The organism is Serratia sp. CY82433, assembly GCF_052166535.1.
GTDB lineage: Bacteria > Pseudomonadota > Gammaproteobacteria > Enterobacterales > Enterobacteriaceae > Serratia > Serratia sarumanii.
The window spans coordinates 2599351-2625968 of record NZ_JBJNOR010000001.1 but is presented as its reverse complement, the minus strand read 5'-3'; the positions used below and the strand labels follow the sequence as shown (position 1 = coordinate 2625968).

Annotated in this window: 23 protein-coding genes; 19 read left to right on the top strand and 4 right to left on the bottom strand. The window is 58.9% G+C overall.

What is annotated here, in order from left to right; all coding sequences use genetic code 11:
- Positions 1-137: 137 nt before the first annotated feature.
- Positions 138-530: a polymorphic toxin type 44 domain-containing protein gene (locus ACJ8PI_RS12660; RefSeq protein ID WP_072008404.1), complete on the top strand. Its 393-nt coding sequence runs from the start codon at positions 138-140 to the stop codon at positions 528-530.
- Entirely contained in the window at positions 508-954 is a 447-nt protein-coding gene (locus ACJ8PI_RS12655) for a hypothetical protein (protein WP_033653823.1), read from the top strand. The genes ACJ8PI_RS12660 and ACJ8PI_RS12655 overlap by 23 nt, the downstream gene beginning before the upstream one ends.
- Before the next feature lie 111 nt (positions 955-1065).
- Here ACJ8PI_RS12655 and pta read toward each other — a convergent pair whose 3' ends face one another.
- Positions 1066-3225 (bottom strand): phosphate acetyltransferase, encoded by a 2160-nt coding sequence (gene pta / locus ACJ8PI_RS12650; protein ID WP_033653759.1) that lies wholly within the window; start codon positions 3223-3225, stop codon positions 1066-1068.
- A 74-nt stretch (positions 3226-3299) separates the two neighbouring features.
- Positions 3300-4502, bottom strand: coding sequence for an acetate kinase (gene ackA, locus ACJ8PI_RS12645; protein ID WP_004936063.1), 1203 nt, complete (start codon positions 4500-4502; stop codon positions 3300-3302).
- A 358-nt stretch (positions 4503-4860) separates the two neighbouring features.
- On the opposite strand from ackA, the gene yfbV reads away from it, so the two are divergent.
- The 4 genes from yfbV to ACJ8PI_RS12625 all read left to right on the top strand — a co-directional run bounded on the left by yfbV (position 4861) and on the right by ACJ8PI_RS12625 (position 8556).
- Complete coding sequence (yfbV, locus tag ACJ8PI_RS12640) at positions 4861-5316, top strand: terminus macrodomain insulation protein YfbV (RefSeq protein WP_004936061.1); 456 nt, start codon at positions 4861-4863, stop codon at positions 5314-5316.
- A 141-nt stretch (positions 5317-5457) separates the two neighbouring features.
- Positions 5458-5952 (top strand): YfbU family protein, encoded by a 495-nt coding sequence (locus tag ACJ8PI_RS12635; protein WP_016926898.1) that lies wholly within the window; start codon positions 5458-5460, stop codon positions 5950-5952.
- A gap of 17 nt (positions 5953-5969) precedes the next feature.
- Positions 5970-6626: a sugar phosphatase gene (locus tag ACJ8PI_RS12630; RefSeq protein ID WP_033648049.1), complete on the top strand. Its 657-nt coding sequence runs from the start codon at positions 5970-5972 to the stop codon at positions 6624-6626.
- A 79-nt stretch (positions 6627-6705) separates the two neighbouring features.
- On the top strand, positions 6706-8556 hold the full coding sequence (locus ACJ8PI_RS12625) for an SLC13 family permease (RefSeq protein ID WP_071883829.1): 1851 nt from the start codon (positions 6706-6708) through the stop codon (positions 8554-8556).
- Between the two features lie 27 nt (positions 8557-8583).
- On the opposite strand, the gene yfbR is transcribed toward ACJ8PI_RS12625, so the two are convergent.
- Positions 8584-9183 (bottom strand): 5'-deoxynucleotidase, encoded by a 600-nt coding sequence (yfbR, locus tag ACJ8PI_RS12620; RefSeq protein WP_025303666.1) that lies wholly within the window; start codon positions 9181-9183, stop codon positions 8584-8586.
- Between the two features lie 107 nt (positions 9184-9290).
- A complete protein-coding gene (locus ACJ8PI_RS12615) occupies positions 9291-10505 on the bottom strand; it encodes a pyridoxal phosphate-dependent aminotransferase (RefSeq protein ID WP_004936047.1) in 1215 nt (404 codons plus the stop codon).
- A gap of 855 nt (positions 10506-11360) precedes the next feature.
- Here ACJ8PI_RS12615 and lrhA point away from each other — a divergent pair.
- The 13 genes from lrhA to nuoM all read left to right on the top strand — a co-directional run bounded on the left by lrhA (position 11361) and on the right by nuoM (position 26615).
- Positions 11361-12305: a transcriptional regulator LrhA gene (gene lrhA, locus ACJ8PI_RS12610; RefSeq protein ID WP_033653761.1), complete on the top strand. Its 945-nt coding sequence runs from the start codon at positions 11361-11363 to the stop codon at positions 12303-12305.
- 707 nt (positions 12306-13012) lie between these two features.
- Positions 13013-13450, top strand: coding sequence for an NADH-quinone oxidoreductase subunit NuoA (nuoA, locus tag ACJ8PI_RS12605; RefSeq protein ID WP_025303663.1), 438 nt, complete (start codon positions 13013-13015; stop codon positions 13448-13450).
- 15 nt (positions 13451-13465) lie between these two features.
- Positions 13466-14140, top strand: coding sequence for a NuoB/complex I 20 kDa subunit family protein (locus ACJ8PI_RS12600; RefSeq protein ID WP_004936039.1), 675 nt, complete (start codon positions 13466-13468; stop codon positions 14138-14140).
- 96 nt (positions 14141-14236) lie between these two features.
- Positions 14237-16033 (top strand): NADH-quinone oxidoreductase subunit C/D, encoded by a 1797-nt coding sequence (gene nuoC, locus ACJ8PI_RS12595; protein ID WP_004936036.1) that lies wholly within the window; start codon positions 14237-14239, stop codon positions 16031-16033.
- A 2-nt stretch (positions 16034-16035) separates the two neighbouring features.
- Positions 16036-16587 carry an NADH-quinone oxidoreductase subunit NuoE gene (nuoE, locus tag ACJ8PI_RS12590; protein ID WP_033635327.1) on the top strand — a complete coding sequence of 184 codons (552 nt, stop codon included), beginning with the start codon at positions 16036-16038 and terminating at the stop codon, positions 16585-16587.
- The gene (nuoF, locus tag ACJ8PI_RS12585) at positions 16584-17930 is read left to right on the top strand and encodes an NADH-quinone oxidoreductase subunit NuoF (protein ID WP_033648045.1); all 1347 of its coding nucleotides are present in this window, start codon (positions 16584-16586) and stop codon (positions 17928-17930) included. Before nuoE ends, nuoF begins: the two co-directional genes overlap by 4 nt.
- Positions 17931-18006: 76 nt before the next feature.
- Complete coding sequence (nuoG, locus tag ACJ8PI_RS12580; RefSeq protein ID WP_103799118.1) at positions 18007-20745, top strand: NADH-quinone oxidoreductase subunit NuoG; 2739 nt, start codon at positions 18007-18009, stop codon at positions 20743-20745.
- Entirely contained in the window at positions 20742-21719 is a 978-nt protein-coding gene (nuoH, locus tag ACJ8PI_RS12575; RefSeq protein ID WP_004936022.1) for an NADH-quinone oxidoreductase subunit NuoH, read from the top strand. The genes nuoG and nuoH overlap by 4 nt, the downstream gene beginning before the upstream one ends.
- Before the next feature lie 14 nt (positions 21720-21733).
- Positions 21734-22276: an NADH-quinone oxidoreductase subunit NuoI gene (nuoI, locus tag ACJ8PI_RS12570; RefSeq protein WP_025160170.1), complete on the top strand. Its 543-nt coding sequence runs from the start codon at positions 21734-21736 to the stop codon at positions 22274-22276.
- Between the two features lie 13 nt (positions 22277-22289).
- Positions 22290-22847 (top strand): NADH-quinone oxidoreductase subunit J, encoded by a 558-nt coding sequence (gene nuoJ / locus ACJ8PI_RS12565; RefSeq protein ID WP_019453717.1) that lies wholly within the window; start codon positions 22290-22292, stop codon positions 22845-22847.
- The gene (gene nuoK, locus ACJ8PI_RS12560) at positions 22844-23146 is read left to right on the top strand and encodes an NADH-quinone oxidoreductase subunit NuoK (RefSeq protein WP_004936014.1); all 303 of its coding nucleotides are present in this window, start codon (positions 22844-22846) and stop codon (positions 23144-23146) included. The genes nuoJ and nuoK overlap by 4 nt, the downstream gene beginning before the upstream one ends.
- Positions 23143-24990 (top strand): NADH-quinone oxidoreductase subunit L, encoded by a 1848-nt coding sequence (gene nuoL / locus ACJ8PI_RS12555; protein WP_015378577.1) that lies wholly within the window; start codon positions 23143-23145, stop codon positions 24988-24990. The genes nuoK and nuoL overlap by 4 nt, the downstream gene beginning before the upstream one ends.
- Before the next feature lie 95 nt (positions 24991-25085).
- On the top strand, positions 25086-26615 hold the full coding sequence (nuoM, locus tag ACJ8PI_RS12550; RefSeq protein WP_033648043.1) for an NADH-quinone oxidoreductase subunit M: 1530 nt from the start codon (positions 25086-25088) through the stop codon (positions 26613-26615).
- The last annotated feature ends 3 nt before the right edge of the window (positions 26616-26618 follow it).

Here is a 26618-nt window from a genome sequence, read left to right as displayed (position 1 = left end):
TAAAAACAATTGGTTATATTCATTTTGTGAATAATATACATCACCCTCTCTTATTCATACATGGAGTGAATAAGGGAGGGGGTAATTTTTCCATTAACCCTATGATTGAATTGCATTCGGCTCTCAAGGAGGAGATTATGGCCGTGGTTCCATTACTGCCGCCAGGCGGTTTTACTGTTCTTGCCAGAAATTTGCGCGAGGCGCGCAGGCAGGGGCAACCTCGCAACATGGCGCTGCCAGGTACTTATTATTGGTTCTACCAGCAGGTAAAAAATCGGGGCCCTTGGGATTACAAACAGCAAAATCGCGCATTGGCTAACTTTGGTAATTTCAATTATGGGGCAACCGGTACTGCGGCTGGAATTCCCGCAGAAATTTTGTTGATGGGCGCCGGATTTGCTCAGTCACGGGCAGGAACATCTCGGTCAGAATGGAGTCATTGGTATCAACGCCCGCCGTATGGTGATGACCCTCAGGATCAATATTGGATCAAGCAAGGAATTGATTATGCAAATCGGCATGGTTACTAGATGGGCTCATCGGCTGCTGACGGCAATTTTGTTGGTTATTGTCGTCGGATTGGCGGGATACTGGTATACCACCCGCGATACTTATGACGATAAGCTCTATAGCAAAAAGCAGTTGACCGACGATATTTGGCTCTACATCACCGAGTACCAGAATGCGGGGGCTACCGACACGGATGTGTATCGTTACTATTTGAACCGAAGCCTGGATGGGGACCCTATCAAAGTGCTGGGGCAAAGCGCGCCAATCTTGACGGCGGATCGGGCTGATGCAACTATCCGTGGTGAGGGAAACCGCATCACCATCAATTTTTCCGGGAAGGTGTATTCCTTTACGAATTCGGCATTTTTCTATGCCACGAACAGCCAAACACCCATCATGCCCACCATTGATTTTTCTGCACGGGGCGTCAGCGCCTGGCGATGATGGTGGGTGCAGCGGATTTGGCGGATATTGTCTAAAACAGCATAATCACCAAGAATATCAGGCATAAAAAAGCCAGTCAGGATTACCTGACTGGCTTTTTTTAACGGTTTATTACGCCTTGGCGGCGGCAGCGTCAGCCTGGGAAGACTGGATCGCCGTCAGCGCGACGGTGTAGACGATATCGTCAACCAGTGCGCCGCGCGACAGGTCGTTCACCGGCTTGCGCATGCCTTGCAGCATCGGCCCGATGGAGACCAGGTCAGCGGAACGCTGTACCGCTTTGTAGGTGGTGTTGCCGGTGTTCAGATCCGGGAAGATGAACACGGTCGCCTGGCCGGCTACCGGTGAGTTCGGCGCCTTGGACTTGGCAACGTCGGCCATGATGGCGGCGTCGTACTGCAGCGGGCCGTCGATGATCAGATCCGGGCGTTTTTCCTGCGCCAGACGGGTTGCTTCGCGCACTTTCTCGACGTCGCTGCCCGCGCCGGAGTTGCCGGTGGAGTAGGAGATCATCGCCACGCGCGGCTCGATGCCGAAGGCCGCGGCGGAATCCGCAGACTGGATGGCGATTTCAGACAGCTGCTCGGCGGTCGGATCCGGGTTGATCGCGCAGTCGCCGTAGACCAGTACCTGGTCAGGCAGCAGCATGAAGAACACGGAGGACACCAGCGAGCTGCCCGGCGCGGTTTTGATCAGCTGCAACGGCGGGCGGATGGTGTTGGCGGTGGTGTGAACCGCGCCGGAGACCAGACCGTCGACTTCGCCTTGTTCCAGCATCAGGGTGCCGAGCACCACGTTGTCTTCCAGCTGCTCGCGCGCGACCACTTCGGTCATGCCCTTGCTCTTGCGCAGCTCAACCAGACGCGGCACGTAGTTTTCACGCACGGCGACCGGATCGACGATTTCGATGCCTTTGCCCAGCTCAACGCCTTGCGCTGCCGCGACGCGCTGGATCTCTTCCGGGTTGCCGAGCAGCACGCATTCCGCGATGCCGCGTTCGGCGCAGATGGCCGCCGCTTTCACGGTGCGCGGCTCGTCGCCTTCCGGCAGCACGATGCGCTTGCCGGCTTTACGCGCCAGCTCGGTCAGCTCGTAACGGAACGCCGGTGGAGACAGACGGCGTGAACGCTCTGAGGTGGCGGTCAGCGAGTCGATCCATTCGGTGTTGATGTGGCTGGCCACGTAGTTCTGCACTTTCTCGATGCGCTGGTGGTCGTCCGCCGGCACTTCGAGGTTGAAGCTCTGCAGGCTCAGCGAGGTCTGCCAGGTGTTGGTATCGACCATGAACACCGGCAGGCCGGTCTGGAAGGCGCGTTCGCACAGCTTCTTGATCGGCTCGTCGATGGCGTAGCCGCCGGTCAGCAGGATGGCGCCGATTTCCACGCCGTTCATCGCCGCCAGGCAGGCGGAGACCAGCACGTCAGGACGGTCTGCGGAGGTCACCAGCAGGGAGCCTGGGCGGAAGTGTTCCAGCATGTGCGGGATGCTGCGCGCACAGAAGGTCACGGACTTCACGCGGCGGGTCATGATGTCGCCTTCGTTGACCACGCGGGCCTTCAGGTGGCGAGCCATGTCGATGGCGCGGGTGGCGATCAGATCGAAGCTCCACGGCACGCAGCCCAGAACCGGCAGCGGGCTGTTGGCGAACAGCTGCGCAGGATCGACGTGGGCGATGCTGGCTTTGGTGGAGTCGTCGAAGATTTCGGACAGGTCAGGACGGGTGCGGCCCTGATCGTCGACCGGTGCGTTCAGCTTGTTGATGATCACGCCGGTGATGTTTTTGTTCTTGCTGCCGCCGAAGCTGGTGCGCGCCAGTTCGATGCGCTCTTTCAACTGCGCCGGGGAGTCGTTGCCCAGCGCCAGCACGAAGACGATCTCGGCGTTCAGGGTTTTGGCGATCTCGTAGTTCAGCGCGTTGGCGAACTGATGCTTGCGGGTCGGCACCAGGCCTTCGATCAGCACCACTTCCGCGTCTTTGGTGTTCTCGTGGTAACGCGCCACGATCTCTTCCATCAGCACGTCTTGCTGGTTGGAGCTCAGCAGGCCCTCAACGTAGTCCATGCGCAGCGGTTCGGCCGCCGGGATGGTGGAGTTGCTGCGGATGATGGTGGTGGTCTGGTCGAGCGCGTTGTCGCCGGTGCGCGGTTGAGCGATAGGCTTGAACACGCTCAGACGAACGCCTTTTTGCTCCATGGAGCGGATGACACCCAGGCTGACGCTGGTCAGGCCGACGCTGGTGCCGGTGGGGATCAACATAATAGTACGTGACACAGAATAGTCCTCTTCACGATTAACATGAGGCTAAAACAACACCGCCAGCCTGGGCTGACGGTGTTTTGAGAGCATTACGCGGTCAGGCGGGATGCGTCCTGCGCGATGACCAACTCTTCGTTGGTCGGGATCACCAGCGCCAGGCGGCTGCCGTCTTTGGTGATGGCGCCGGATTTGCCGAAGCGAGCGGCCATGTTACGGTCGTGGTCGATTTCGAAGCCCAGCAGGCCCAGTTTGTTCAGGGTCAGCTCACGCACCATGCCTGCGTTCTCGCCGATGCCGCCGGTGAAGATCACCGCGTCCAGACGGCCTTCCATCAGCGCGCTGTATGCGCCGACGTATTTGGCCAGACGGTGGCAGAACACGTCCATGGCGCGTTTGGCGTCGGCTTTGCTGTCGTAGTTGTCTTCAACGTAACGGCAGTCGCTGGTGACTTCAGTCAGGCCCAGCAGGCCGGATTCTTTGGTCAGCATCTTGTTGATCTGGTCAACGCTCATGCCCAGAGAATCGTGCAGGTGGAAGATGATAGCCGGATCGATGTCACCGCTGCGGGTGCCCATCACCAGGCCTTCCAGCGGGGTCAGGCCCATGGAGGTGTCAACGCACTGGCCGTTGCGCACTGCGGTAACGGAACCGCCGTTGCCCAGGTGGCAAGTGATCACGTTCACTTCTTCCACCGGCTTGTTCAGCATCTTCGCGGCTTCCTGAGTCACGTAGAAGTGGCTGGTGCCGTGCGCGCCGTAGCGGCGAACGCCGTGGTCGCGGTACAGGCTGTACGGCAGGGCATACAGGTAAGATTCTTCCGGCATGGTCTGGTGGAACGCGGTGTCGAACACGGCAACGTTCTTGTCGGCCAGGTGAGGGAAGGATTTCAGTGCTTCCGCGATGCCGATCAGGTGAGCCGGGTTGTGCAGTGGTGCAAACGGCACGGAATCTTTGATACCCTGCAGAACTTCGTCGTTGATCACGGCGGAAGCGGTGAACTTCTCGCCGCCGTGCACGATGCGGTGGCCGATGGCGGTCAGCTGCGCGGAAAGCTCTGGTTTTTGTGCCAGAATAGTATTAACGATGAAGTTCAGCGCTTCGCTGTGTGCAGCGCCGGCCCCCAGGGCAGCTTCGTGTTTGGCGCCGTCCATTTTCCACTTGATGCGAGCTTCAGGCAGGTGGAAACACTCGGCCAAACCGGAGAGGAATTCGTCGCCGTTAACGGCATCGATGATGGCGAATTTCAGAGAAGAACTGCCGCAGTTAAGAACCAGTACTAGCTTACTCGACATGGAAGTACCTACTTAAATAGTCGTGTTGTTAAAAGAAAATCGAAAACACGTGGTGAATTAATCGTCAATCAGACAACAAGCGTAGCGCATAGTGCCGATGACATTTATGATTAACATCATGTGACGTGCACAAATCACAGGATGATGGAAAAACCGATGATTTCTCTGCGGTTTAAATAATCTTGATTTTTATAGGGCTAAAAGTTGACAAAATTTGCGTCATCTTCTACCGGCCACAAGGCCGGCTTAGGATACCGATAGCCCGGTGTAAACACAAAATAAATTTAAAGCTTCAAATTTTTTAGTATGGTCTCTGGCAGCACGCTTTTAGTTTCTTTACGTGACGTTGAGGTACGCAATGACGAGCAAACCGTCCGGTTCCGTAAGCTGGTTTCAGGTCTTCCAGCGCGGGCAGCATTATATGAAAACCTGGCCGTCGGACAAACGTCTGGCACCGGTCTTTCCGGAGAACCGCGTTGCGCGTGCCACCCGTTTCGCTATCCGTTTCATGCCGCCGTTGGCGATTTTCACGCTGACCTGGCAGATCGCGCTCGGCGGCCAGCTCGGCCCGGCGATCGCCACCGCGCTGTTCGCCTGCAGCCTGCCGATGCAGGGGCTGTGGTGGCTGGGGCGCCGTTCGGTCACGCCGCTGCCGCCGACGCTGCTGCAATGGTTCCATGAGGTGCGCAACAAGCTGACGGAAGCCGGGCAGGCGGTGGCGCCGCTCGAAGGCACGCCGACCTATCAGACGTTGGCCGATCTGCTCAAGCGCGCTTTCAAGCAACTGGACAAAACTTTCCTCGACGATCTGTAAATGAAAAAGGCCGCGTTGTGCGGCCTTTCTCGTCAAAGCGCCAATAACCCCGGTTTAAATCAAAGAACGGTCGAGTTGTGATTTCCTGCGTTCTTGCGCTGTGCGATGCTCCCGCCATCACACAGAAATGAGGAAATCCTGATGGAAATGACCAACGCCCAGCGGCTGATCCTGTCGAACCAGTACAAGATGATGACCCTGCTCGATCCGGACAACGGCGACCGTTATCGCCGGTTGCAAACCATCGTCGAACGCGGCTTCGGTTTGCAAATGCGCGAACTGGATCGCGACTTCGGCGAACTGAGTGAAGAGGTGTGCCGCACCATCATCAACGTGATGGAGATGCACCATGCGCTGCAGGTTTCCTGGGGCAACCTGAAAGAGAAGCAGGATCTGGACGAGCGCCGCCTGGCGTTTCTCGGCTTCGACGCCGCCACCGAGGCGCGCTACCTGAGCTACGTGCGTTTCCTGGTCAGCACCGAGGGGCGCTATACTCACTTCGATTCCGGCAGCCACGGTTTCAACGCCCAGACCAAAATGTGGGAAAAATACCAGCGCATGCTGGCGATCTGGCTGGCCTGTCCGCGCCAGTATCACTTGAGCGCCGTTGAGATAGCGCAAATCATCAATGCTTGATTAAGAAGAGGTTTTCTGTGGAGTGTAAGGGTTTTCTGTTCGATCTTGATGGCACCCTGGTGGATTCGTTGCCGGCGGTAGAGCGCGCCTGGACGCACTGGGCCGAACGCCGCGGCGTCAACCCGCAAGCGGTACTGGACTTCATTCACGGTAAACAGGCCATTACTTCTCTGCGCCACTTTATGCCGGGCGAAAGCGAAGCGGAAATTCAGCGCGAGTTCGAGTTGTTGGAGCAGGTGGAAGCGCAGGATACCGACGGCGTTCGCGCGCTGCCGGGCGCGATTGCGCTGCTGGAGCGCCTGAACGCGCTCGGCATCCCTTGGGCGATCGTCACCTCCGGTTCGGTGCCGGTGGCCGGCGCTCGCCGCCAGGCCGGCGGTTTGCCGCAGCCGGAGGTGTTCATCACCGCCGAGCAGGTTAAACACGGCAAGCCGCAGCCCGACGCCTATCTGTTGGGCGCCGAGCGCCTGGGGCTGGCGCCGCACGAGTGCGTGGTGGTTGAAGACGCGCCGGCCGGCATTCTCTCCGGCCTGGCCGCGGGCTGCCAGGTGATCGCGGTCAACGCGCCGGCGGATACGCCGAAGCTGGAGCAGGTCGACCTGCGGCTGGATTCGCTGGCGCAGATCGCCGTCGATAAAACGGCGCAGGGCGCGATCGTTCGCCGGCTGGCCTGAGCGGCATTATCTTCACCCTAATTGATTAGACCCCGCTTCGGCGGGGTTTTTTTATGCTATTTTTTAGACCCTTGGATATTTGCCGGATGAGGCCGTTTTGAACAGCGAATTACTGTGGGTGCTGAGTTTACTGCTGATTGCCATCGTGCTGTTTACCACCAACAAGCTGCGTATGGACGTGGTGGCGCTGTTGGTGATCATCGCCTTCGTGCTGAGCGGCACGCTCAGCCTGCAGGAGGCGACGGTCGGTTTCAGCGATCCCAACGTGATTTTGATCGCCGCGCTGTTCGTGATCGGCGAAGGGCTGGTGCGCACCGGCGTGGCCTATCAGGTCGGCGACTGGCTGGTGAAAGTGGCCGGCAGCAGCGAAACCAAAATGTTGATGCTGCTGATGGTGACGGTCGCCGGGCTGGGCGCGTTCATGAGCTCGACCGGCGTGGTGGCGATCTTTATTCCGGTGGTGCTCAGCGTGACGGCGAGAATGAAGATTGCGCCGGGGCGGCTGATGATGCCGCTCAGCTTCGCCGGGCTCATCAGCGGCATGATGACGCTGGTGGCCACGCCGCCCAACATGGTGGTCAACAGCGAACTGGTGCGTGAAGGCATCCATGGTTTCGGCTTCTTCAGCGTGACGCCCATCGGTCTGGCGGTGCTGGCGCTGGGTGTCGGTTACATGCTGATCGCTCGGCGTTGGCTGGGCAGCGGTGACACGGGCAAAGCCGGCGATGACTGGCAGCGCCGCACCTTCCGCGATTTGATCCGCGACTACAAGCTGACCGGCCGCGCACGGCGGCTGGCTGTCCGCAGCGCTTCGCCGCTGATCGGGCGTTCGCTGGATGAGCTGCACCTGCGCGCGCGCTATGGCGCCAACGTGGTGGGCATTGAGCGCTGGAAACGCTTCCGGCGGGTGATGGTCAGCGCTTCCGGCAGCACCGAGCTGCGCGAGGGCGACGTCCTCTTGATCGACATGTCGGACAGCCAGGTCGATCTGCGCGAATTCTGCGGCGAGCAGCGGCTGGAGCCGATGGTGCTGCGCGGCGATTACTTCTCGGAACAGTCGCGCAACGTCGGCATGGCGGAAGTGTCGCTGATCCCGGACTCGGCGCTGCTGGGCAAAAGCCTGCGCGAAGCGGCGTTCCGCAGCCGCTACGATCTGAACGTGGTGGGCATCCGCCGCCACGGCGAGACGCTGGGCGGCAAGCTGGTGGACGAGCCGCTGGAGCTGGGCGACATCTTGCTGGTGATCGGCGACTGGAAGGCGATCCGTCAGCTGCAGGCCAAAACCCACGACTTTATCGTGCTCAATCTGCCGGCCGAAGTGGACGAAGTGGCGCCGGCGATCACCCAGGCGCCGCACGCGCTGTTTTGCCTGGCGCTGATGGTGGCGATGATGCTGACCGACGAAATCCCCAACCCGATCGCGGCTCTGATCGCCTGTCTGCTGATGGGCAAGTTCCGCTGTATTGATATGGAAAGCGCCTATAAATCGATCCATTGGCCGAGCATCATTTTGATCGTCGGCATGATGCCGTTCGCGCAGGCGCTGCAAAAGACCGGCGGGGTGGATCTGATCGTCAGCGGGCTGATGGACGTCGCCGGCGGTGCGGGGCCGCGCGTGATGCTGCTGTGCCTGTTCGTCTTGTGCGCCACCATCGGCCTGTTTATTTCCAACACCGCGACGGCGGTGCTGATGGCGCCGATCGCCATCGCCGCCGCGCGCGAAATGGGCGTTTCGCCATACCCGTTCGCGATGATTATCGCCATCGCCGCGTCCGCCGCCTTTATGACGCCGGTTTCTTCACCGGTCAACACGCTGGTGCTGGGGCCGGGCAATTACAAGTTCGGCGATTTCGTGCGTCTCGGCGTGCCGTTCACCCTGCTGGTGATGGCGGTCAGCGTGATTGTGGTGCCGTGGCTCTACGGCTTTTAACGGCGCAGCGAGGCTGCGCCGGCGGGGTTACAGCGAGCTGTCGAGGCTGATTTCGTCCAATGACAGGCTGAAGCTGGGGATGAACACGTCCATGAAGTAGTCCATTTCCGGGCTGCGACGCTGTTCCAGGGTTTTATCCAGCCGCGCCTTGGCCAGGGTGAATTCGTTGTTGCCGGCAGAGAGTTCCTCCAGGCATTTCAGGTAGGCGCACAGTGCGTCTGCCTGCTTCACTACCTGCTTTTCATCTTCGCTGTAGTAGTGCTCATCCAGAATGGTGCGGAAATCGTTGCGCAGCTCCGCGGGGATCATGTCCAGCAGCTTTTGCTGGGCGATCTTTTCGATCTTCTTGTATTCGTGGGCGATCTGCGGATTGTAGTACTTGATCGGCGTTGGCATGTCGCCGGTGATCACTTCGCTGGCGTCGTGGTACATCGCCAGCAGCGCAACGCGGTCGGCGTTGAGGTTGCCGTTGAATTTGCGGTTTTTGATCACCGCCAACGCGTGGGCGACAAAAGCCACCTGCAGACTGTGTTCGGAAACGTTCTCGGTACGCACGTTGCGCATCAGCGGCCAGCGGTTGATCAGTTTCAGGCGGGACAGATGGGCGAAGAAATGGCTCTGGCTCATGGTGCTCTCTTTAACGGCAAGTGAGGGCCCCATTGTGAAGCAGTGACGGCGAATTTTGCAACCGGGCAGTGAGAGAAGGGCGCAACAAGGCGCTGCGCCCCAGGCGATTACTGGTGGTAGCCTTCCAGGAAGCGGCCCAGCTTGCCGACCGCCATTTCCAGCTCGTCTACGCGCGGCAGGGTGACGATGCGCACGTGATCCGGATAAGGCCAGTTGAACGCGGTGCCCTGCACCAGCAGCACTTTTTCCTGCAGCAGCAGATCCAGCACCAGCTTCTGGTCGTCGTGGATGTTGAAGCGCTTGGCGTCGATGCGTGGGAACATGTACAGCGCGCCCTGCGGCTTCACGCAAGAGACGCCCGGGATGTCGTTGAGCAGCTCCCAGGTGCGGTTGCGCTGTTCGTACAGGCGGCCGCCGGGCTGAATGAACTCGCTGATGCTCTGATAACCGCCCAGCGCGGTCTGAATGGCGTGCTGCATCGGCACGTTGGCGCACAGGCGCATCGAAGCCAGCATCTCCAGCCCTTCGATATAGCCTTTGGCGTGCTTCTTCGGCCCGTTCAGCACCATCCAGCCCTGGCGGAAGCCCGCCACGCGGTAGGTTTTCGACAGGCCGTTGAAGGTGACGGTCAGCAAATCCGGCGCCAGCGCGGCGATCGAATGGTGCTCGGCTTCGTCATACAGGATCTTGTCGTAGATCTCGTCGGCGAAGATGATCAGGTTGTGTTGACGGGCGATCTCGACGATCTGTTCCAGCAGCGCTTTGCTGTAAACCGCGCCGGTCGGGTTGTTCGGGTTGATGATCACGATGCCGCGGGTGCGCGGGGTGATCTTGCTGATGATGTCGTCCAGATCCGGGAACCAGCCGGCCTGCTCATCGCACAGGTAGTGCACGGCCTTGCCGCCGGACAGCGATACCGCGGCGGTCCACAGCGGGTAGTCCGGCGCCGGCACCAGCATTTCGTCGCCGCTGTTGAGCAGCGCCTGCATGGATTGGACGATCAGTTCCGAGACGCCGTTGCCAATGTAGATATCCTCAACGGTCACGTCACGCATGTTGCGCGCCTGATAGTGCTGCATGATCGCTTTACGCGCCGAGAAGAGGCCCTTGGAGTCGGAATAGCCTTGCGCCGTGGGCAGATTGCGGATCACGTCGACCAGGATTTCGTCAGGGGCGTCGAAACCGAACGGGGCAGGGTTGCCGATGTTCAGTTTCAGGACTTTGTTGCCTTCTTCTTCAAGACGTTTAGCTTCTTTAAGCACCGGGCCGCGAATGTCATAGCAGACGTTGTCCAGTTTGCTGGATTTCTCAATGGGGGACATAAAAAGTTGAGCCTTTTGCTGGGATAGGGGCGCTCCTACCGTGGGACGCCGCAACCCGCCCAATGTACTCCTGGCGTAGTTGCTTTTGAAGGGTTTTGCACGCCTTTGGTGCAAATGCATGTCGTAACGGGAGATTTTAGTTATGATAAGCAAAGGTAAAGTTATTTTGTGGTTCATAATTTCATGAACTATAATTTTACTAGGGTTTTGTTCTGTAAAATCCCGCATCGATAAACGCGACGTGCCGGCGATCGCGGCCGGCAGCAGTGAACTGATAAGCCGAAAGTGAGAATGGGCTTCAATAAACTGTAAAGGAACGATAATACCGGAGTTGTCTGATAGCGGGTTGTCGGTTAGCGCACCACACTAAGAAAATGGCATATTTACATTAGCTTTACTTTATATTTTAGCTTAAGCATTGTTTATGTGGTTATAGGATTATTATTTAAAGTAAAAATCTTACTGATTGAATTTATTAAATTCATTGAGTAGTAACACGAAGTCGGTAGCGTTAATTATTTATCTGTTTTGCTCTGTAATGCAGTCTGAACGCCGGTTGATAAGGGTTCTCAGTAGCACGAATGGAGTGGAAATTAGGCAGTATGAATGAGTAAAATCTCAGGTTCGGTGGGGGTTTTCCCTTTCTACCGATATTCAGCCCCCCGCGTTCTATAAGCACCATCGATAGATCGCATTTTAAAAAGCGATAGAGGTAACGAATCATAAGTAATTTTTTTGCCCTCCACTTATGAGTGGGGTACTGTCATAACAGGCTCCGTCCTTTTCAACGGCGTCTGAGAAACACACCAGGGTAGTAGTTCGTAAATTAGAATTTAAAAAAGTGAAGAATACACTATGACAACTGCAAATCGTCCGATACTTAATCTCGACCTCGATCTGCTAAGAACCTTTGTTGCGGTTGCTGATTTGAATACCTTCGCGGCGGCGGCCGTCGCCGTATGCCGTACTCAATCAGCCGTCAGTCAACAAATGCAGCGATTAGAGCAACTGGTCGGCAAAGAACTGTTTGCCCGCCATGGGCGCAACAAACTCCTGACTGAGCATGGTATTCAGCTTCTCGGTTATGCCAGGAAGATCCTGCGCTTTAACGACGAAGCCTGTACCTCGCTGATGTACAACAATATTAAAGGTGTTCTGACCATCGGCGCTTCCGACGACACCGCCGATACCATTCTGCCTTTCCTGCTGAACCGCGTGACCGCCATCTATCCGAAGCTGTCCATTGACGTGCGCGTAAAGCGCAGCACGACGATGGTCGATCTGCTGGAAGAGGGCGAGATCGATCTGGCGGTGACCACGGCCGATCCGGCCGGGCACCCGCACATCGTGCTGCGCACATCGCCGACGCTGTGGTACTGCGCCGCCGATTACCACTATCAGGCCGGCGAACCGATCCCGCTGGTGGTGATGGATGAGCCAAGCCCGTTCCGTGCGCTGGCGATCAAGCAGTTGGACGAAGCCGGTATCCCGTGGCGCATCGCCTACGTCGCCTCCACGCTGTCCGCGGTGCGGGCGGCCTGTAAGGCCGGCCTGGGCGTGACCGCGCGGCCGATCGAGATGATGAGCCCTGACCTGCGGGTGCTGGGGGCGGTGGAAGGTTTGCCGCCGCTGCCGGATACCCAGTATGCGCTGTGCAAAAACGCGCAGTGCAGCAACGAATTGGCGATGGCCATCTTCAGCGCCATGCAGGGCGGCAATGACGGCTATGGCTTCAACGGCGCAGAGGCCGGTCTCCAGGGCGATCAGGATGACGCCAGCCTGGTAGACGAAGAAGAATAACGCCGCGGCGCTAGATCTGATGAAAACCTCTGCTTCGGCGGAGGTTTTTTTTGCCCTTTTTTTGGGGATTTTTACTGTTATAGGGGTTTAATGACGATTTTGTTATGAGTTGGCTTTTTTATTAACTTTTAAGCGTTACTGAAAAGAGAGTTTGGCCGGGTTTAAGACGCTGAGTTTGTTTTTTGAGCAATAAGATTGAATGGGTTAAAGGCATGGTAATAGAAGGGTTATTTTGTTAGCTTATAGCGGCCGTTTTTGCGGCTTAATTTGAGGAAAATTGTTAAAGGGCCACACTTTTTTTGAGGATTTATGCTGAAAACGTGTCCTGGATCAAAAAAATACCCCTAGGTAGTGAGTGGAAGAACAGGGAATTCCTGAGACAATGGTATAGTAAAACTGAAATGTGCACGTTGGTTTATATCTATCTGTTTCTACACAAAAATTAACTGACACGATTTAGCCAGCCCCTGGCGCATCAAATGTTAATCAAATGATACGTATGTAAACTAGTGTGTAGATACTTTTGTCAAAGTTGACAAAAGGTTATAGAAAGGAGTAAAAAGCCCACAGAAAAACGCTGCCTAACTCGCTGTAAAAGCAGTTTGTTTGTGTGGTTATTTATCCTTCCCTTAAATCGATGTGGCGCACTAACTGCCGGTGACAAGAGCAGCGCGATCGACGCCACTTTTGATGAGTAAGCATAGAGTATGTCAACAACCACTGAAGTTATCGCTCATCACTGGGCGCTCGCCGTATTTCTCGTCGTGGCTATCGGGCTCTGCGGCTTAATGCTGCTGGGTGCGTTCTTCTTGGGCGGGAGAGCCCGGGCGCGCGCCAAACACACCCCGTTTGAATCAGGCATCGACTCGGTCGGTACGGCGCGCATGCGCTTGTCCGCCAAGTTCTACCTGGTGGCCATGTTCTTCGTTATTTTCGACGTTGAAGCCTTATACCTGTATGCCTGGTCGGTCTCGGTTCGCGAGAGCGGCTGGGTAGGCTTTATCGAAGCCGCCATTTTCATTTTGGTGCTATTGGCCGGTCTGGTTTATCTGGTGCGCATCGGCGCGTTGGATTGGACTCCGGCGCGTTCCCAACGCCGCAGCAAACCGAGCACGATCACTAACACCAACAGTCATCCGCAGTAACAGCGAGGCATTAAGATGGACTATACGCTCACCCGCATAGACCCGAACGGTGAGAACGACCGTTATCCCCTGCAAAAACAGGAGATCGTCGCCGATCCCCTGGAACAACAGGTCCACCGCACGGTTTACATGGGTAAACTCGAACATGCGCTGCATGACATGGTGAACTGGGGGCGTAAAAACTCTATTTGGCCGTATAACTTCGGCCTTTCGTGCTGTTACGTGGAGATGGTGACGTCGTTTACCGCCGTTCACGACGTGGCGCGTTTCGGTGCGGAAGTACTGCGCGCCTCCCCGCGTCAGGCTGACCTGATGGTGGTGGCCGGTACCTGCTTCACCAAGATGGCCCCGGTCATCCAGCGCCTGTACGAGCAGATGCTGGAACCTAAGTGGGTGATCTCGATGGGCGCCTGCGCCAACTCCGGCGGCATGTACGACATCTATTCCGTGGTGCAGGGCGTCGACAAGTTCCTGCCGGTCGACGTGTACATTCCCGGCTGCCCGCCGCGTCCGGAAGCCTACATGCAAGCGCTGATGCTGCTGCAGGAATCCATCGGCAAAGAACGTCGCCCGCTGTCGTGGGTTGTCGGCGATCAGGGCGTTTACCGCGCCAATATGCAGTCTGAAAGAGAGCGTAAACACGGCGAGCGCATCGCGGTGACCAACCTCCGGACGCCTGACGAGATTTAAGACGTTCATTTAACGTCCATCTTAGTGCGCTATTGGTTAACACAGCGAAAAGTGAAACTTGCGGCGAATAACCCTTTAGTGTGGTGAAAAAAAATTATGACAGATTTGACGACGCACGACGCCTTGCCTGCCTGGCAGACCCGAGATCACCTTGACGACCCGGTGATCGGCGAACTGCGCAACCGTTTTGGGCCGGAAGCCTTTACTGTTCAGGCCACCCGTACCGGCATGCCCGTGGTATGGGTTAAACCTGACCAGTTGCTGGAAGTAATGACGTTCCTGAGAAAACAGCCGAAGCCGTATGTCATGCTGTTCGATCTGCATGGCGTGGACGAACGTCTTCGCACCCACCGCGATGGCCTGCCCGCTGCGGATTTCTCCGTTTTCTACCATCTGATTTCCATCGAACGCAACCGCGACATCATGCTGAAGGTGGCGCTGTCTGAAAAAGACCTGCACGTGCCGACGGCGACCAAGGTGTTCCCGAACGCCAACTGGTACGAGCGCGAAACCTGGGAAATGTTCGGCATCACCTTCGACGGCCACCCGCACCTGTCGCGCATCATGATGCCGCAGACCTGGGAAGGGCACCCGCTGCGCAAGGACTACCCGGCGCGCGCCACCGAATTCGATCCTTTCGTGCTGACCAAGCAGAAAGAAGATCTGGAGATGGAAGCGCTGACCTTCAAGCCCGAAGACTGGGGCATGAAGCGCGGCACCGAGAACGAAGATTTCATGTTCCTCAACCTCGGCCCGAACCACCCGTCCGCGCACGGTGCGTTCCGCATCATTCTGCAGCTGGACGGCGAAGAGATCGTCGACTGCGTGCCGGATATCGGCTATCACCACCGCGGCGCCGAGAAGATGGGCGAGCGCCAATCCTGGCACAGCTACATTCCGTACACCGACCGTATCGAGTACCTCGGCGGCTGCGTGAACGAAATGCCTTATGTGCTGGCGGTCGAGAAGCTGGCCGGCATCAAGGTGCCGGAGCGCGTCGACACCATCCGCGTGATGCTGTCCGAGCTGTTCCGCATCAACAGCCACCTGCTGTACATCTCCACCTTCATTCAGGACGTCGGCGCGATGACCCCGGTGTTCTTCGCCTTTACCGACCGTCAGAAAATCTACGATCTGGTGGAAGCGATCACCGGTTTCCGTATGCACCCGGCCTGGTTCCGCATCGGCGGCGTCGCGCACGATCTGCCGCGCGGCTGGGATCGCCTGCTGCGTGAATTCCTCGACTGGATGCCGAAGCGTCTGGACTCCTATGTGAAAGCGGCGCTGAAGAACAGCATCCTGAAAGGCCGTTCCATTGGCGTAGCGTCTTACAACGCCAAAGAAGCGCTGGAGTGGGGCGTGACCGGCGCCGGCCTGCGCGCCACTGGCGTCGAGTTCGACGTGCGTAAATGGCGTCCGTACTCCGGCTACGAGAACTTCGACTTCGAAGTGCCGGTCGGCGACGGCACCAGCGACTGCTACACCCGCGTGATGCTGAAGGTGGAAGAGCTGCGCCAGAGCCTGCGCATCCTCGAACAGTGCCTGAACAACATGCCGGAAGGCCCGTTCAAGGCCGATCACCCGCTGACTACGCCGCCGCCGAAAGAGCGCACGCTGCAGCACATTGAAACGCTGATCACCCACTTCCTGCAGGTTTCCTGGGGCCCGGTGATGCCAGCCAACGAATCATTCCAGATGATTGAAGCCACCAAAGGGATCAACAGCTACTACCTGACCAGCGACGGCAGCACCATGAGCTACCGCACCCGGGTACGTACGCCGAGCTTTGCGCACCTGCAGCAGATCCCATCGGTCATCCGTGGCAGCCTGGTTTCCGACCTGATCGTCTATCTGGGTAGTATCGATTTTGTTATGTCAGATGTGGACCGCTAATTATGCACTCTCAAAAAGACAATCACGCAGTCAATGATGCGCTCGAGCCCATCAACGCAGCCGCTCCTCAGAGCGGCGTTGATGCATTTGTACTGAGTGCGGAAGAACGTGATGCGATCGAGCACGAAAAGCATCATTACGAGGATCCGCGCGCCGCTTCCATCGAAGCACTGAAAATTGTGCAGAAGCAGCGCGGCTGGGTTCCGGACGGTGCGATTTACGCCATCGCGGAAGTGCTGGGCATCCCCGCCAGCGACGTAGAAGGCGTGGCCACGTTCTACAGCCAGATTTTCCGTCAGCCGGTAGGACGTCACGTGATCCGTTATTGTGACAGCGTTGTTTGTCACATCACCGGTTACCAGGGCATTCAGGCCGCTATCGAGAAGAAGCTGAACATCAAGCCGGGTCAAACCACTTTTGATGGCCGCTTCACGCTGCTGCCGACCTGCTGTCTGGGCAACTGCGATAAAGGGCCGACCATGATGATTGATGACGACACTCACAGTCAGCTGAAGCCTGAAGATATCGAGACGCTACTGGAGCAGTATCAATGACCAAGCACATTGTACGCACTCCCGAAACGCATCCGCTGACCTGGCGGCTGCGTGATGACAAGCAGCCGCTGTGGCTGGACGAATACCGCAGCAAAAACGGCTATGCCGGCGCGGAAAAGGCCCTCAAAGGCCTGGCCCCGGACGAGATCGTCGGCCTGGTGAAAGACTCCGGGCTGAAGGGCCGCGGCGGCGCGGGCTTCTCCACCGGTTTGAAGTGGAGCCTGATGCCGAAGGACGAATCCATGAACATCCGTTACCTGCTGTGTAACGCCGATGAAATGGAGCCGGGCACCTATAAAGACCGCCTGCTGATGGAGCAGCTGCCGCACCTGCTGGTGGAAGGCATGCTGATCTCCGCCTTCGCGCTGAAAGCCTACCGCGGCTATATCTTCCTGCGCGGCGAGTACATTGAAGCGGCGGCGCACCTGCGTCGCGCCATCGCGGAAGCCACCGAAGCCGGCTATCTGGGCAAGAACATTCTCGGCACCGGGTTCGATTTCGAGCTGATCGTGCACACCGGCGCCGGCCGTTACATCTGCGGCGAAGAAACCGCGCTGATCAACTCGCTGGAAGGCCGCCGCGCCAACCCGCGCTCCAAGCCGCCATTCCCGGCCAGCGCCGGCGTGTGGGGCAAGCCGACCTGCGTCAACAACGTCGAAACGCTGTGCAACGTACCGGCCATTTTGGCGAACGGCGTGGAGTGGTACACCGGCATCTCCGGCAGTGAGGACAAAGGCACCAAGCTGATGGGCTTCTCCGGCCGGGTGAAAAATCCGGGCGTCTGGGAGCTGCCGTTCGGCACCACCGCGCGCGAGATCCTGGAAGACTACGCCGGCGGCATGCGCGACGGTCTGCGCTTCAAAGCCTGGCAGCCAGGCGGCGCGGGGACTGACTTCCTGACCGCCGATCACCTCGATCTGCCGATGGAATACGGTGCGATCGGCAAAGCCGGCAGCCGTCTCGGCACCGCGCTGGCGATGGCGGTAGACCACGAGATTGGCATGGTGCCGCTGGTGCGTAACCTGGAAGAGTTCTTCGCCCGCGAGTCCTGCGGCTGGTGTACGCCATGCCGCGACGGCCTGCCGTGGAGCGTGAAGATCCTGCGTGCGTTGGAAAACGGCGAAGGGCAGCCGGGGGATATCGAAACCCTCGAACAGCTGTGCCGTTCCCTCGGCCCGGGCAAAACCTTCTGCGCCCACGCGCCAGGTGCCGTAGAGCCACTGCAAAGCGCGATTAAATATTTCCGTGAAGAGTTCGAGGCGGGCATCGCCGTGCAGCACTTCAGCAACGCCCATGCGATTGGCGGCATTCAGCCGAACAATCTGCTGAAGCAGCGCTGGTAAGCCGACTCGCCCGAACACGGCCAGAATTTTTGATTAACGCCTGCCGCAAGGCAGGCCACTTGGAAGCATGCTGACTATGGCTACGATTCATGTAGACGGCAAAGAGTATGAGGTAGACGGAGCGGACAACCTGCTGCAGGCTTGTCTTTCCCTCGGCCTTGATATTCCTTACTTTTGCTGGCATCCGGCGCTGGGAAGCGTCGGCGCTTGCCGCCAATGTGCGGTAAAGCAATACCAAAACGCGGAAGATACGCGCGGCCGTTTGGTGATGTCCTGTATGACCCCGGCATCCGATGGCACCTTCATCTCCATCGATGACGGCGAAGCGAAGCAGTTCCGTGAAAGCGTGGTCGAGTGGTTGATGACCAACCACCCGCACGATTGCCCGGTCTGTGAAGAAGGCGGTAACTGTCACCTGCAGGATATGACGGTAATGACCGGCCACAGCTTCCGCCGCTACCGCTTCACCAAGCGCACCCACAACAACCAGGAGCTGGGGCCGTTTATCTCGCATGAGATGAACCGCTGCATCGCCTGCTACCGCTGCGTGCGTTACTACAAAGACTATGCGGACGGCACCGACTTCGGCGTGTATGGCGCGCACGACAACGTCTACTTCGGTCGCCCGGAAAGCGGCACGCTGGAAAGCGAGTTCTCCGGCAACCTGGTGGAAGTGTGCCCGACCGGCGTATTCACCGACAAAACGCACTCCGAGCGCTACAACCGTAAATGGGACATGCAGTTCGCGCCGAGCATTTGCCAGCAGTGCAGCATCGGCTGTAACACCAGCCCGGGCGAGCGCTATGGCGAGCTGCGCCGTATCGAAAACCGTTACAACGGCAGCGTGAACCACTACTTCCTGTGCGACCGCGGCCGCTTCGGTTACGGCTACGTCAACCAGAAAGATCGTCCGCGTCAACCGCAGCAGCTGCGCGGCGATGACTGGATCACCCTGAACGCCGAGCAGGCGATGCAGGGCGCGGCGGACATCCTGCGTCAGGCGAAGAAAACCATCGGCATCGGCTCCCCGCGCGCCAGCCTGGAAAGCAACTTCGCACTGCGCGAGCTGGTCGGCGCCGAGAACTACTACACCGGTATCGCTCAGGCGGAGCAATCACGCCTGGCGCTGATGCTGAACGTGCTGAAGAACGGCGGCGTCCATACGCCGGCGCTGCGTGAGATCGAAGATTACGACGCGGTGCTGGTGCTGGGCGAAGACCTGACGCAAACCGGCGCGCGCATCGCGCTGTCCGTGCGCCAGGCCGTCAAGGGCAAAGCCCGCGCGATGGCGGCGGCGCAACGCGTGGCCGACTGGCAGATCGCGGCGGTGCAGAACATCGGCCAGCACGCCAAGTACCCGCTGTTCACCACCAACGTCGACAACACCCGCCTGGACGACATCGCCGCCTGGAACTACCGCGCGCCGGTGGACGAGCAGGCGCGCTTCGGCTTCGCCATCGCTCACGCGCTGGACAGCGCGGCGCCGGCGGTGAACGATCTGGCTGAAGGCCTGAACAAGAAAGTCGATATCATCGTGCAGGCGCTGACCGGCGCACGCAAACCGCTGATTATTACCGGCAGCAACGCCGGCAGCGAAGCCATCATCGAAGCGGCGGCCAACATTGCCAAAGCGTTGAAGGGCCGCGGTTCCGATGTCGGCATCACCTTCGTGGCGGGCGCAGCCAACAGCATGGGCCTGGCGATGATCGGCGGCGGTTCGCTCGATCAGGCGCTAGAACAGCTGGCGAGCGGCGCAGCCGATACCGCCATCGTGATGGAAAACGATCTCTATCGTCATGCGCCGGCGGCGCAGGTGGACGCGGCGCTGGCCAAGGTCAACAACCTGATCGTCGCCGACCACCAGCGCACCGCGATCATGGACAAAGCCAACCTGATCCTCTCCTCGGCCAGCTTCGCCGAGAGCGACGGTACGCTGATCAACCAGGAAGGCCGCGCGCAGCGCTTCTTCCAGGTATACGATCCGGCCTACTACGACGACGCCAAGAAGAATCAGTTCACCGTGATGCTGGAAAGCTGGCGCTGGATGCACTCGCTGCACTCCACCTACACCAGCCGCCACGTGGACTGGACCCAGCTCGATGACGTGATCGACGCTTGCGTCGCCGCGTTGCCGCAGCTGCAGGGCATCGTCGACGCTGCGCCGGACGCGACTTTCCGCATTCGCGGTCAGAAGCTGGCGCGTTCGCCGCACCGCTCCAGCGGCCGTACCGCCATGCGCGCCAACATCAGCGTGCACGAGCCGCGTCAGCCGCAGGATAAAGACACCATGTTCGCCTTCTCGATGGAAGGGAACAACAGTCCGCTGGCCGATCGTCAGCAGATCCCGTTCGCCTGGGCGCCAGGCTGGAACTCACCGCAGGCATGGAACAAGTTCCAGGCCGAAGTGGGCGGCAAACTGCGCCACGGCGATCCGGGCGTGCGCCTGATCGAAGCGGGGGAGGGCAGCCTCGGTTACTTCGACCGCGTGCCTGCCGCGTTCAATCCGAACGACGGCTGGCGTGTCGCGCCGTACTACCACCTGTTCGGCAGCGACGAAATGTCGCAGCGCTCTCACGTGATCCAGCAGCGCATGCCGGAAGCCTACGTGATGGTCAACCCGGCCGACGCGGCGACGCTTGGCGTCAACGCGGGCAGCCTGGTGGAGTTCAGCTGTGCGGGCCAGACCCTGCGTCTGCCGGTGCGTCTGAGTGAAACCCTGACCCAGGGCCAGGTTGGTTTGCCGCTCGGCTTGCCAGGGATCCCGCCGATCTTGGTGGGTGCTAAGGTAGACAATCTGCGGGAGGCGGCACGATGAGCTGGTTTACCCCTGAGGTGATCGACATTCTGATCGCCATTCTTAAAGCGGTCGTGATCCTGTTGGTGGTCGTAGCGTGCGGGGCATTCATGAGCTTCGGCGAACGCCGCCTGCTCGGCCTGTTCCAGAACCGCTACGGACCGAACCGCGTAGGCTGGGGCGGCTCGCTGCAGCTGGTCGCCGACATGATCAAAATGTTCTTCAAGGAAGACTGGGTGCCGAGATTCTCCGACCGGGTGATCTTCACCCTGGCGCCGATGATCGCCTTTACTTCCCTGTTGCTGGCATTTGCCATCGTGCCGGTCAGCCCGACCTGGGCGGTGTCCGATCTCAACATCGGTATTCTGTTCTTCCTGATGATGGCCGGCCTGGCGGTGTACGCCGTGCTGTTCGCCGGATGGTCGAGCAACAACAAATACTCGCTGTTGGGCGCGATGCGCGCCTCCGCGCAAACCCTGAGCTACGAAGTGTTCATCGGCCTGTCGCTGATGGGCGTGGTGATGCAGGCGGATTCGTTCAACATGCAGGCCATCGTTGAATCCCAGGCGCACGTCTGGAACGTCATTCCGCAGTTCTTCGGCTTCGTGACCTTCGCGATCGCCGGCGTGGCGGTGTGTCACCGTCACCCGTTTGACCAGCCGGAAGCCGAGCAGGAACTGGCCGACGGTTACCACATCGAATATTCCGGCATGAAGTTCGGTCTGTTCTTCGTGGGGGAATACATCGGTATCGTCACCGTGTCCGCCCTGATTGTGACGTTGTTCTTCGGCGGCTGGCAGGGTCCGTTCCTGCCGCCATTCATCTGGTTCGCGTTGAAAACGGCCTTCTTCATGATGATGTTCATCCTGATCCGTGCCGCGCTGCCGCGTCCGCGTTATGACCAGGTGATGTCCTTCGGCTGGAAAGTGTGCCTGCCGCTGACGCTGCTGAACCTGCTGGCAACCGCCGCGGTCATTTTGTACAACGCTCAATAAGGGGTGAATAAACCATGACATTGAAAGAGTTAGTGGTTGGTTTCGGCACCCAGGTGCGCAGCATTTGGATGATTGGCATGCATGCCTTCGCCAAGCGCGAAACCCAGATGTATCCGGAAGAACCGGTTTACCTGCCGCCGCGCTACCGCGGCCGCATCGTGCTGACGCGCGATCCGGACGGCGAAGAGCGCTGCGTCGCCTGTAACCTGTGTGCGGTGGCCTGCCCGGTCGGCTGTATCTCGCTGCAAAAAGCGGAGCAGAAAGACGGCCGTTGGTATCCGGAGTTCTTCCGCATCAACTTCTCGCGCTGCATTTTCTGTGGCCTGTGCGAAGAGGCTTGCCCGACTACCGCTATCCAGCTGACGCCGGATTTCGAACTGGGTGAGTACAAGCGTCAGGATCTGGTGTACGAAAAAGAAGATCTGTTGATCTCGGGGCCGGGTAAATATCCGGAATATAACTTCTACCGGATGGCCGGTATGGCGATTGACGGCAAAGCCAAAGGCGAAGCCGAAAACGAAGCCAAACCGATCGACGTCAAAGGTCTGTTGCCCTAAGGAGCCAGCAAGCATGGAAATTGCATTTTACCTGGCAGGTTTGATTGCGGTGGCCGCGACGATTCGCGTGATCACCCATACCAACCCTGTGCATGCGCTGCTGTATCTGATCGTCTCGTTATTGGCGATCTCGGCAGTCTTCTTCTCGCTCGGCGCCTACTTTGCCGCCGCGTTGGAAATCATCGTCTATGCGGGCGCCATCATGGTGCTGTTCGTGTTCGTGGTGATGATGCTGAACCTCGGCAACGTGCAGCAGCAAGAGCGCGACTGGATGAAGCCGACGGTGTGGATCGGGCCTGGCCTGTTGTCGCTGGCGCTGCTGGTGGTATTGATCGTCGCGATCCGCAGCGTATCCGACCAGGGTATCAGCGGCGAGATGGTCGACGCGAAGGCGGTGGGCATCAGCCTGTTCGGGCCTTACGTATTGGCGGTTGAGCTGGCTTCAATGCTGCTGTTGGCGGGTCTGGTTGTCGCCTTCCATATCGGCCGCGAGCACAAGCCTGGCGAGGTGCTGAGCAACGCGCCGGCGAGTGGCGAAATGGCGAGAAGAAAATCGGAGGAGCAAGCATGATCCCTCTTCAACACGGCCTGATCCTGGCGGCTATCCTGTTTGTGCTCGGGCTGACCGGGCTGCTGGTGCGCCGCAACCTGCTGTTTATGCTGATCAGCCTGGAAGTGATGATCAACGCTGCGGCGTTGGCGTTTATCGTGGCGGGAAGCTACTGGGGCCAGGCGGACGGGCAGGTGATGTACATCCTGGCGATCAGCCTGGCGGCAGCCGAGGCCAGTATCGGCCTGGCGCTGCTGCTGCAGCTCTACCGTCGTCGTCATACCCTGAATATTGATACTGTCAGTGAGATGCGCGGATGAACCTATTATATTTAACAATTCTGCTACCGCTGATCGGGTTCCTGCTGTTGGCATTTTCCCGCGGTCGTTGGTCTGAGAACACGGCGGCTACCGTCGGCGTGGGCTCTATCGGCCTGGCTGCGCTGGTCACGGTGTATGTGGCGATGGATTTCTTCGCCCAGAAAGCCGCCGGCGTGCAGCTGTTTGAGCAAAGCCTCTGGACCTGGATGGCCGTCGGCAACTTCAATATCGGCGTGACCCTGGTGCTGGACGGCCTGTCGCTGACCATGCTGTCGGTGGTCACCGGCGTCGGCTTCTTCATCCACATGTTCGCCTCCTGGTACATGCGCGGTGAAGAGGGCTACTCGCGCTTCTTCGCTTACACCAACCTGTTTATCGCCAGCATGGTGGTCTTGGTGCTGGCGGACAACCTGCTGCTGATGTATCTGGGTTGGGAAGGCGTGGGCCTGTGCAGCTACCTGTTGATCGGCTTCTACTACAAAGATCCGGCCAACGGCGCGGCGGCGATGAAAGCCTTCATCGTGACCCGCGTGGGCGACGTGTTCCTGGCGTTCGCGCTGTTCATCCTCTACAACGAGCTGGGCACGCTGAACATCCGCGAGCTGATGATCCTGGCACCGCAGAAACTGGCGGTGGGCGATACGGCCATCACCTGGGCAACCCTGATGCTGCTGGGCGGCGCGGTCGGTAAATCGGCGCAGCTGCCGTTGCAAACCTGGTTGGCGGACGCGATGGCGGGCCCAACCCCGGTTTCCGCACTGATCCACGCGGCGACCATGGTGACCGCGGGCGTCTATCTGATCGCCCGTACGCACGGCCTGTTCCTGATGGCGCCGGAAGTGCTGCACCTGGTGGGCATCGTCGGTGCGGTCACCCTGCTGCTGGCCGGCTTCGCCGCGCTGGTGCAGACCGACATCAAGCGCGTGCTCGCTTACTCCACCATGAGCCAGATCGGTTACATGTTCCTGGCGCTGGGCGTGCAGGCATGGGACGCGGCGATCTTCCACCTGATGACCCACGCGTTCTTCAAGGCGCTGCTGTTCCTGTCGTCCGGTTCGGTGATCCTGGCTTGCCACCACGAGCAAAACATCTTCAAGATGGGCGGCCTGCGCAAGAGCATCCCGCTGGTGTACGTCTGCTTCCTGGTGGGTGGCGCGGCGCTGTCTGCGTTGCCGCTGGTCACGGCCGGCTTCTTCAGTAAGGACGAGATCCTGGCGGGCGCGATGGCCAATGGCCACATCAACCTGATGGTGGCCGGCCTGGTCGGCGCGTTCATGACCTCGCTGTACACCTTCCGTATGATTTTCATCGTGTTCCACGGCGAAGAGAAAATCAAAGCGCATGCCGGTAAAGGCATCACTCACCACCTGCCGCTGCTGGTTCTGCTGGTGCTGTCCACCTTCGTCGGCGCGATGATCGTGCCGCCGTTGCAGGGCGTGCTGCCGGAGACGACCGAGCTGGCGCACGGCAGCGTGCTGACGCTGGAAATCACCTCCGGCGTGGTGGCTATCGTCGGCATTCTGCTGGCGGCCGCGCTGTGGCTGGGCAAACGCAGCCTGGTCAACAGCATCGCCAACAGCGCGCCGGGGCGTTTCTTCTCGACCTGGTGGTTCCATGCCTGGGGCTTCGACTGGCTGTATGACAAAGTGTTCGTCAAGCCGTACCTGGGCATTGCGAAGCTGCTGCAGCGCGATCCGCTGAACTCGCTGATGAATCTGCCGGCCGTCTTCTCCCGCTGGGGGAACCGCGGTCTGACGGTGAGCGAGAACGGTCAGGTGCGTTGGTATATAGCGTCTATGGGTGTGGGTGCAGTGGTCGTATTGGCTCTGTTGATTTTGGTTTAATTGAATAATTTAAACAGACGCATTTTTCGGGCGTAGCGCCGGGCAGGCGCTACGTACAAAGTTTGAAATTATTCGTATAAGGGACACAAAACGCCATGCTATTACCTTGGCTAATTCTTATCCCCTTTATCGGCGGTCTGCTGTGCTGGCAGCTTGAGCGCTTCGGTACTAAGGTGCCGCGCTGGATAGCGCTGATCGCAATGGGGCTGACGTTGGCGCTCTCTCTGCAGCTGTGGCTGCAGGGCGGCTATACCTTGACCACGCCGAAAGGCATTCCGCAGTGGCAGAGCGAATTCCTGCTGCCGTGGATCCCGCGCTTCGGCATCTCCATCCACCTGGCGCTGGACGGCCTGTCGCTGCTGATGGTGGTGTTGACCGGTCTGCTGGGCGTGCTGGCGATCCTCTGTTCCTGGCGTGAAATCCAGAAGTATCAGGGCTTCTTCCACCTCAACCTGCTGTGGATCCTGGGCGGCGTTATCGGCGTGTTCCTCGCCATCGACATGTTCCTGTTCTTCTTCTTCTGGGAAATGATGTTGGTGCCGATGTACTTCCTGATCGCGCTGTGGGGCCACAAGGCGTCGGACGGTAAAACCCGCATCACCGCGGCGACCAAGTTCTTCATCTACACCCAGGCCAGCGGTCTGGTGATGCTGATTGCGATCCTGGGCCTGGTGTTCGTGCACTACAACGCCACCGGCGTGTGGACCTTCGATTACGAAGACCTGCTGCAAACGCCGATGTCCCACAACGTGCAATATCTGTTGATGCTGGGCTTCTTCATCGCCTTCGCGGTGAAAATGCCGGTAGTGCCGCTGCACGGCTGGTTGCCGGACGCGCACAGCCAGGCGCCGACCGCAGGTTCCGTCGATCTGGCGGGCATCTTGCTGAAAACCGCGGCCTACGGCCTGCTGCGTTTCAGCCTGCCGCTGTTCCCTGAGGCTTCGCACGAGTTTGCGCCAATCGCCATGTGGCTGGGCGTGATCGGCATCTTCTACGGCGCCTGGATGGCGTTCGCGCAGACCGACATCAAGCGTCTGATCGCCTACACCTCGGTTTCGCACATGGGCTTCGTGCTGATCGCCATCTACACCGGCAGCCAGTTGGCTTATCAGGGCGCGGTGATCCAGATGATCGCGCACGGCCTGTCCGCCGCCGGTATGTTTATCATCTGCGGCCAGCTGTATGAGCGCCTGCATACCCGCGACATGCGTCAGATGGGCGGCCTGTGGGGGCGTATCAAGTTCATCCCTGCGCTGTCGCTGTTCTTCGCCGTGGCTACGTTGGGGATGCCGGGTACCGGTAACTTCGTCGGCGAATTCATGATTCTGTTCGGCAGCTACCAGGTGGTGCCGGTGATCACCGTGATCTCCACCTTCGGTCTGGTGTTCGCTTCGGTTTACTCGCTGATCATGATGCAGCGCGCTTACTACGGTGCGCCTAAATCCGACCAGCCGCTGCAGGGCATGACCGCGCGCGAACTGTTCATCATTCTGCTGCTGGTGGTGTTGCTGGTTCTGCTGGGGGTTTACCCGCAGCCGATTCTGGATACTTCCAACGCGGCGATGAGCAACGTGCAACACTGGTTTGGTTCGTCAGTTTCAGCAATTTCAACAACAAGGCCGTAATTC

Excerpts from the sequence above, each read along its gene's own strand:
- ACJ8PI_RS12600 (WP_004936039.1), top strand. The coding sequence starts at position 13,466 with ATGGACTATACGCTCACCCGCATAGACCCGAACGGTGAGAACGACCGT.
- ACJ8PI_RS12655 (WP_033653823.1), top strand. The coding sequence starts at position 508 with ATGCAAATCGGCATGGTTACTAGATGGGCTCATCGGCTGCTGACGGCA.
- ACJ8PI_RS12615 (WP_004936047.1), bottom strand. The coding sequence starts at position 10,505 with ATGTCCCCCATTGAGAAATCCAGCAAACTGGACAACGTCTGCTATGAC.
- nuoJ (WP_019453717.1), top strand. The coding sequence starts at position 22,290 with ATGGAAATTGCATTTTACCTGGCAGGTTTGATTGCGGTGGCCGCGACG.
- nuoF (WP_033648045.1), top strand. The coding sequence starts at position 16,584 with ATGACCAAGCACATTGTACGCACTCCCGAAACGCATCCGCTGACCTGG.
- nuoI (WP_025160170.1), top strand. The coding sequence starts at position 21,734 with ATGACATTGAAAGAGTTAGTGGTTGGTTTCGGCACCCAGGTGCGCAGC.
- lrhA (WP_033653761.1), top strand. The coding sequence starts at position 11,361 with ATGACAACTGCAAATCGTCCGATACTTAATCTCGACCTCGATCTGCTA.
- ACJ8PI_RS12660 (WP_072008404.1), top strand. The coding sequence starts at position 138 with ATGGCCGTGGTTCCATTACTGCCGCCAGGCGGTTTTACTGTTCTTGCC.
- yfbR (WP_025303666.1), bottom strand. The coding sequence starts at position 9,183 with ATGAGCCAGAGCCATTTCTTCGCCCATCTGTCCCGCCTGAAACTGATC.
- nuoA (WP_025303663.1), top strand. The coding sequence starts at position 13,013 with ATGTCAACAACCACTGAAGTTATCGCTCATCACTGGGCGCTCGCCGTA.
- nuoG (WP_103799118.1), top strand. The coding sequence starts at position 18,007 with ATGGCTACGATTCATGTAGACGGCAAAGAGTATGAGGTAGACGGAGCG.
- nuoE (WP_033635327.1), top strand. The coding sequence starts at position 16,036 with ATGCACTCTCAAAAAGACAATCACGCAGTCAATGATGCGCTCGAGCCC.
- nuoK (WP_004936014.1), top strand. The coding sequence starts at position 22,844 with ATGATCCCTCTTCAACACGGCCTGATCCTGGCGGCTATCCTGTTTGTG.
- nuoH (WP_004936022.1), top strand. The coding sequence starts at position 20,742 with ATGAGCTGGTTTACCCCTGAGGTGATCGACATTCTGATCGCCATTCTT.
- nuoM (WP_033648043.1), top strand. The coding sequence starts at position 25,086 with ATGCTATTACCTTGGCTAATTCTTATCCCCTTTATCGGCGGTCTGCTG.
- ACJ8PI_RS12635 (WP_016926898.1), top strand. The coding sequence starts at position 5,458 with ATGGAAATGACCAACGCCCAGCGGCTGATCCTGTCGAACCAGTACAAG.
- nuoL (WP_015378577.1), top strand. The coding sequence starts at position 23,143 with ATGAACCTATTATATTTAACAATTCTGCTACCGCTGATCGGGTTCCTG.
- yfbV (WP_004936061.1), top strand. The coding sequence starts at position 4,861 with ATGACGAGCAAACCGTCCGGTTCCGTAAGCTGGTTTCAGGTCTTCCAG.
- ackA (WP_004936063.1), bottom strand. The coding sequence starts at position 4,502 with ATGTCGAGTAAGCTAGTACTGGTTCTTAACTGCGGCAGTTCTTCTCTG.
- nuoC (WP_004936036.1), top strand. The coding sequence starts at position 14,237 with ATGACAGATTTGACGACGCACGACGCCTTGCCTGCCTGGCAGACCCGA.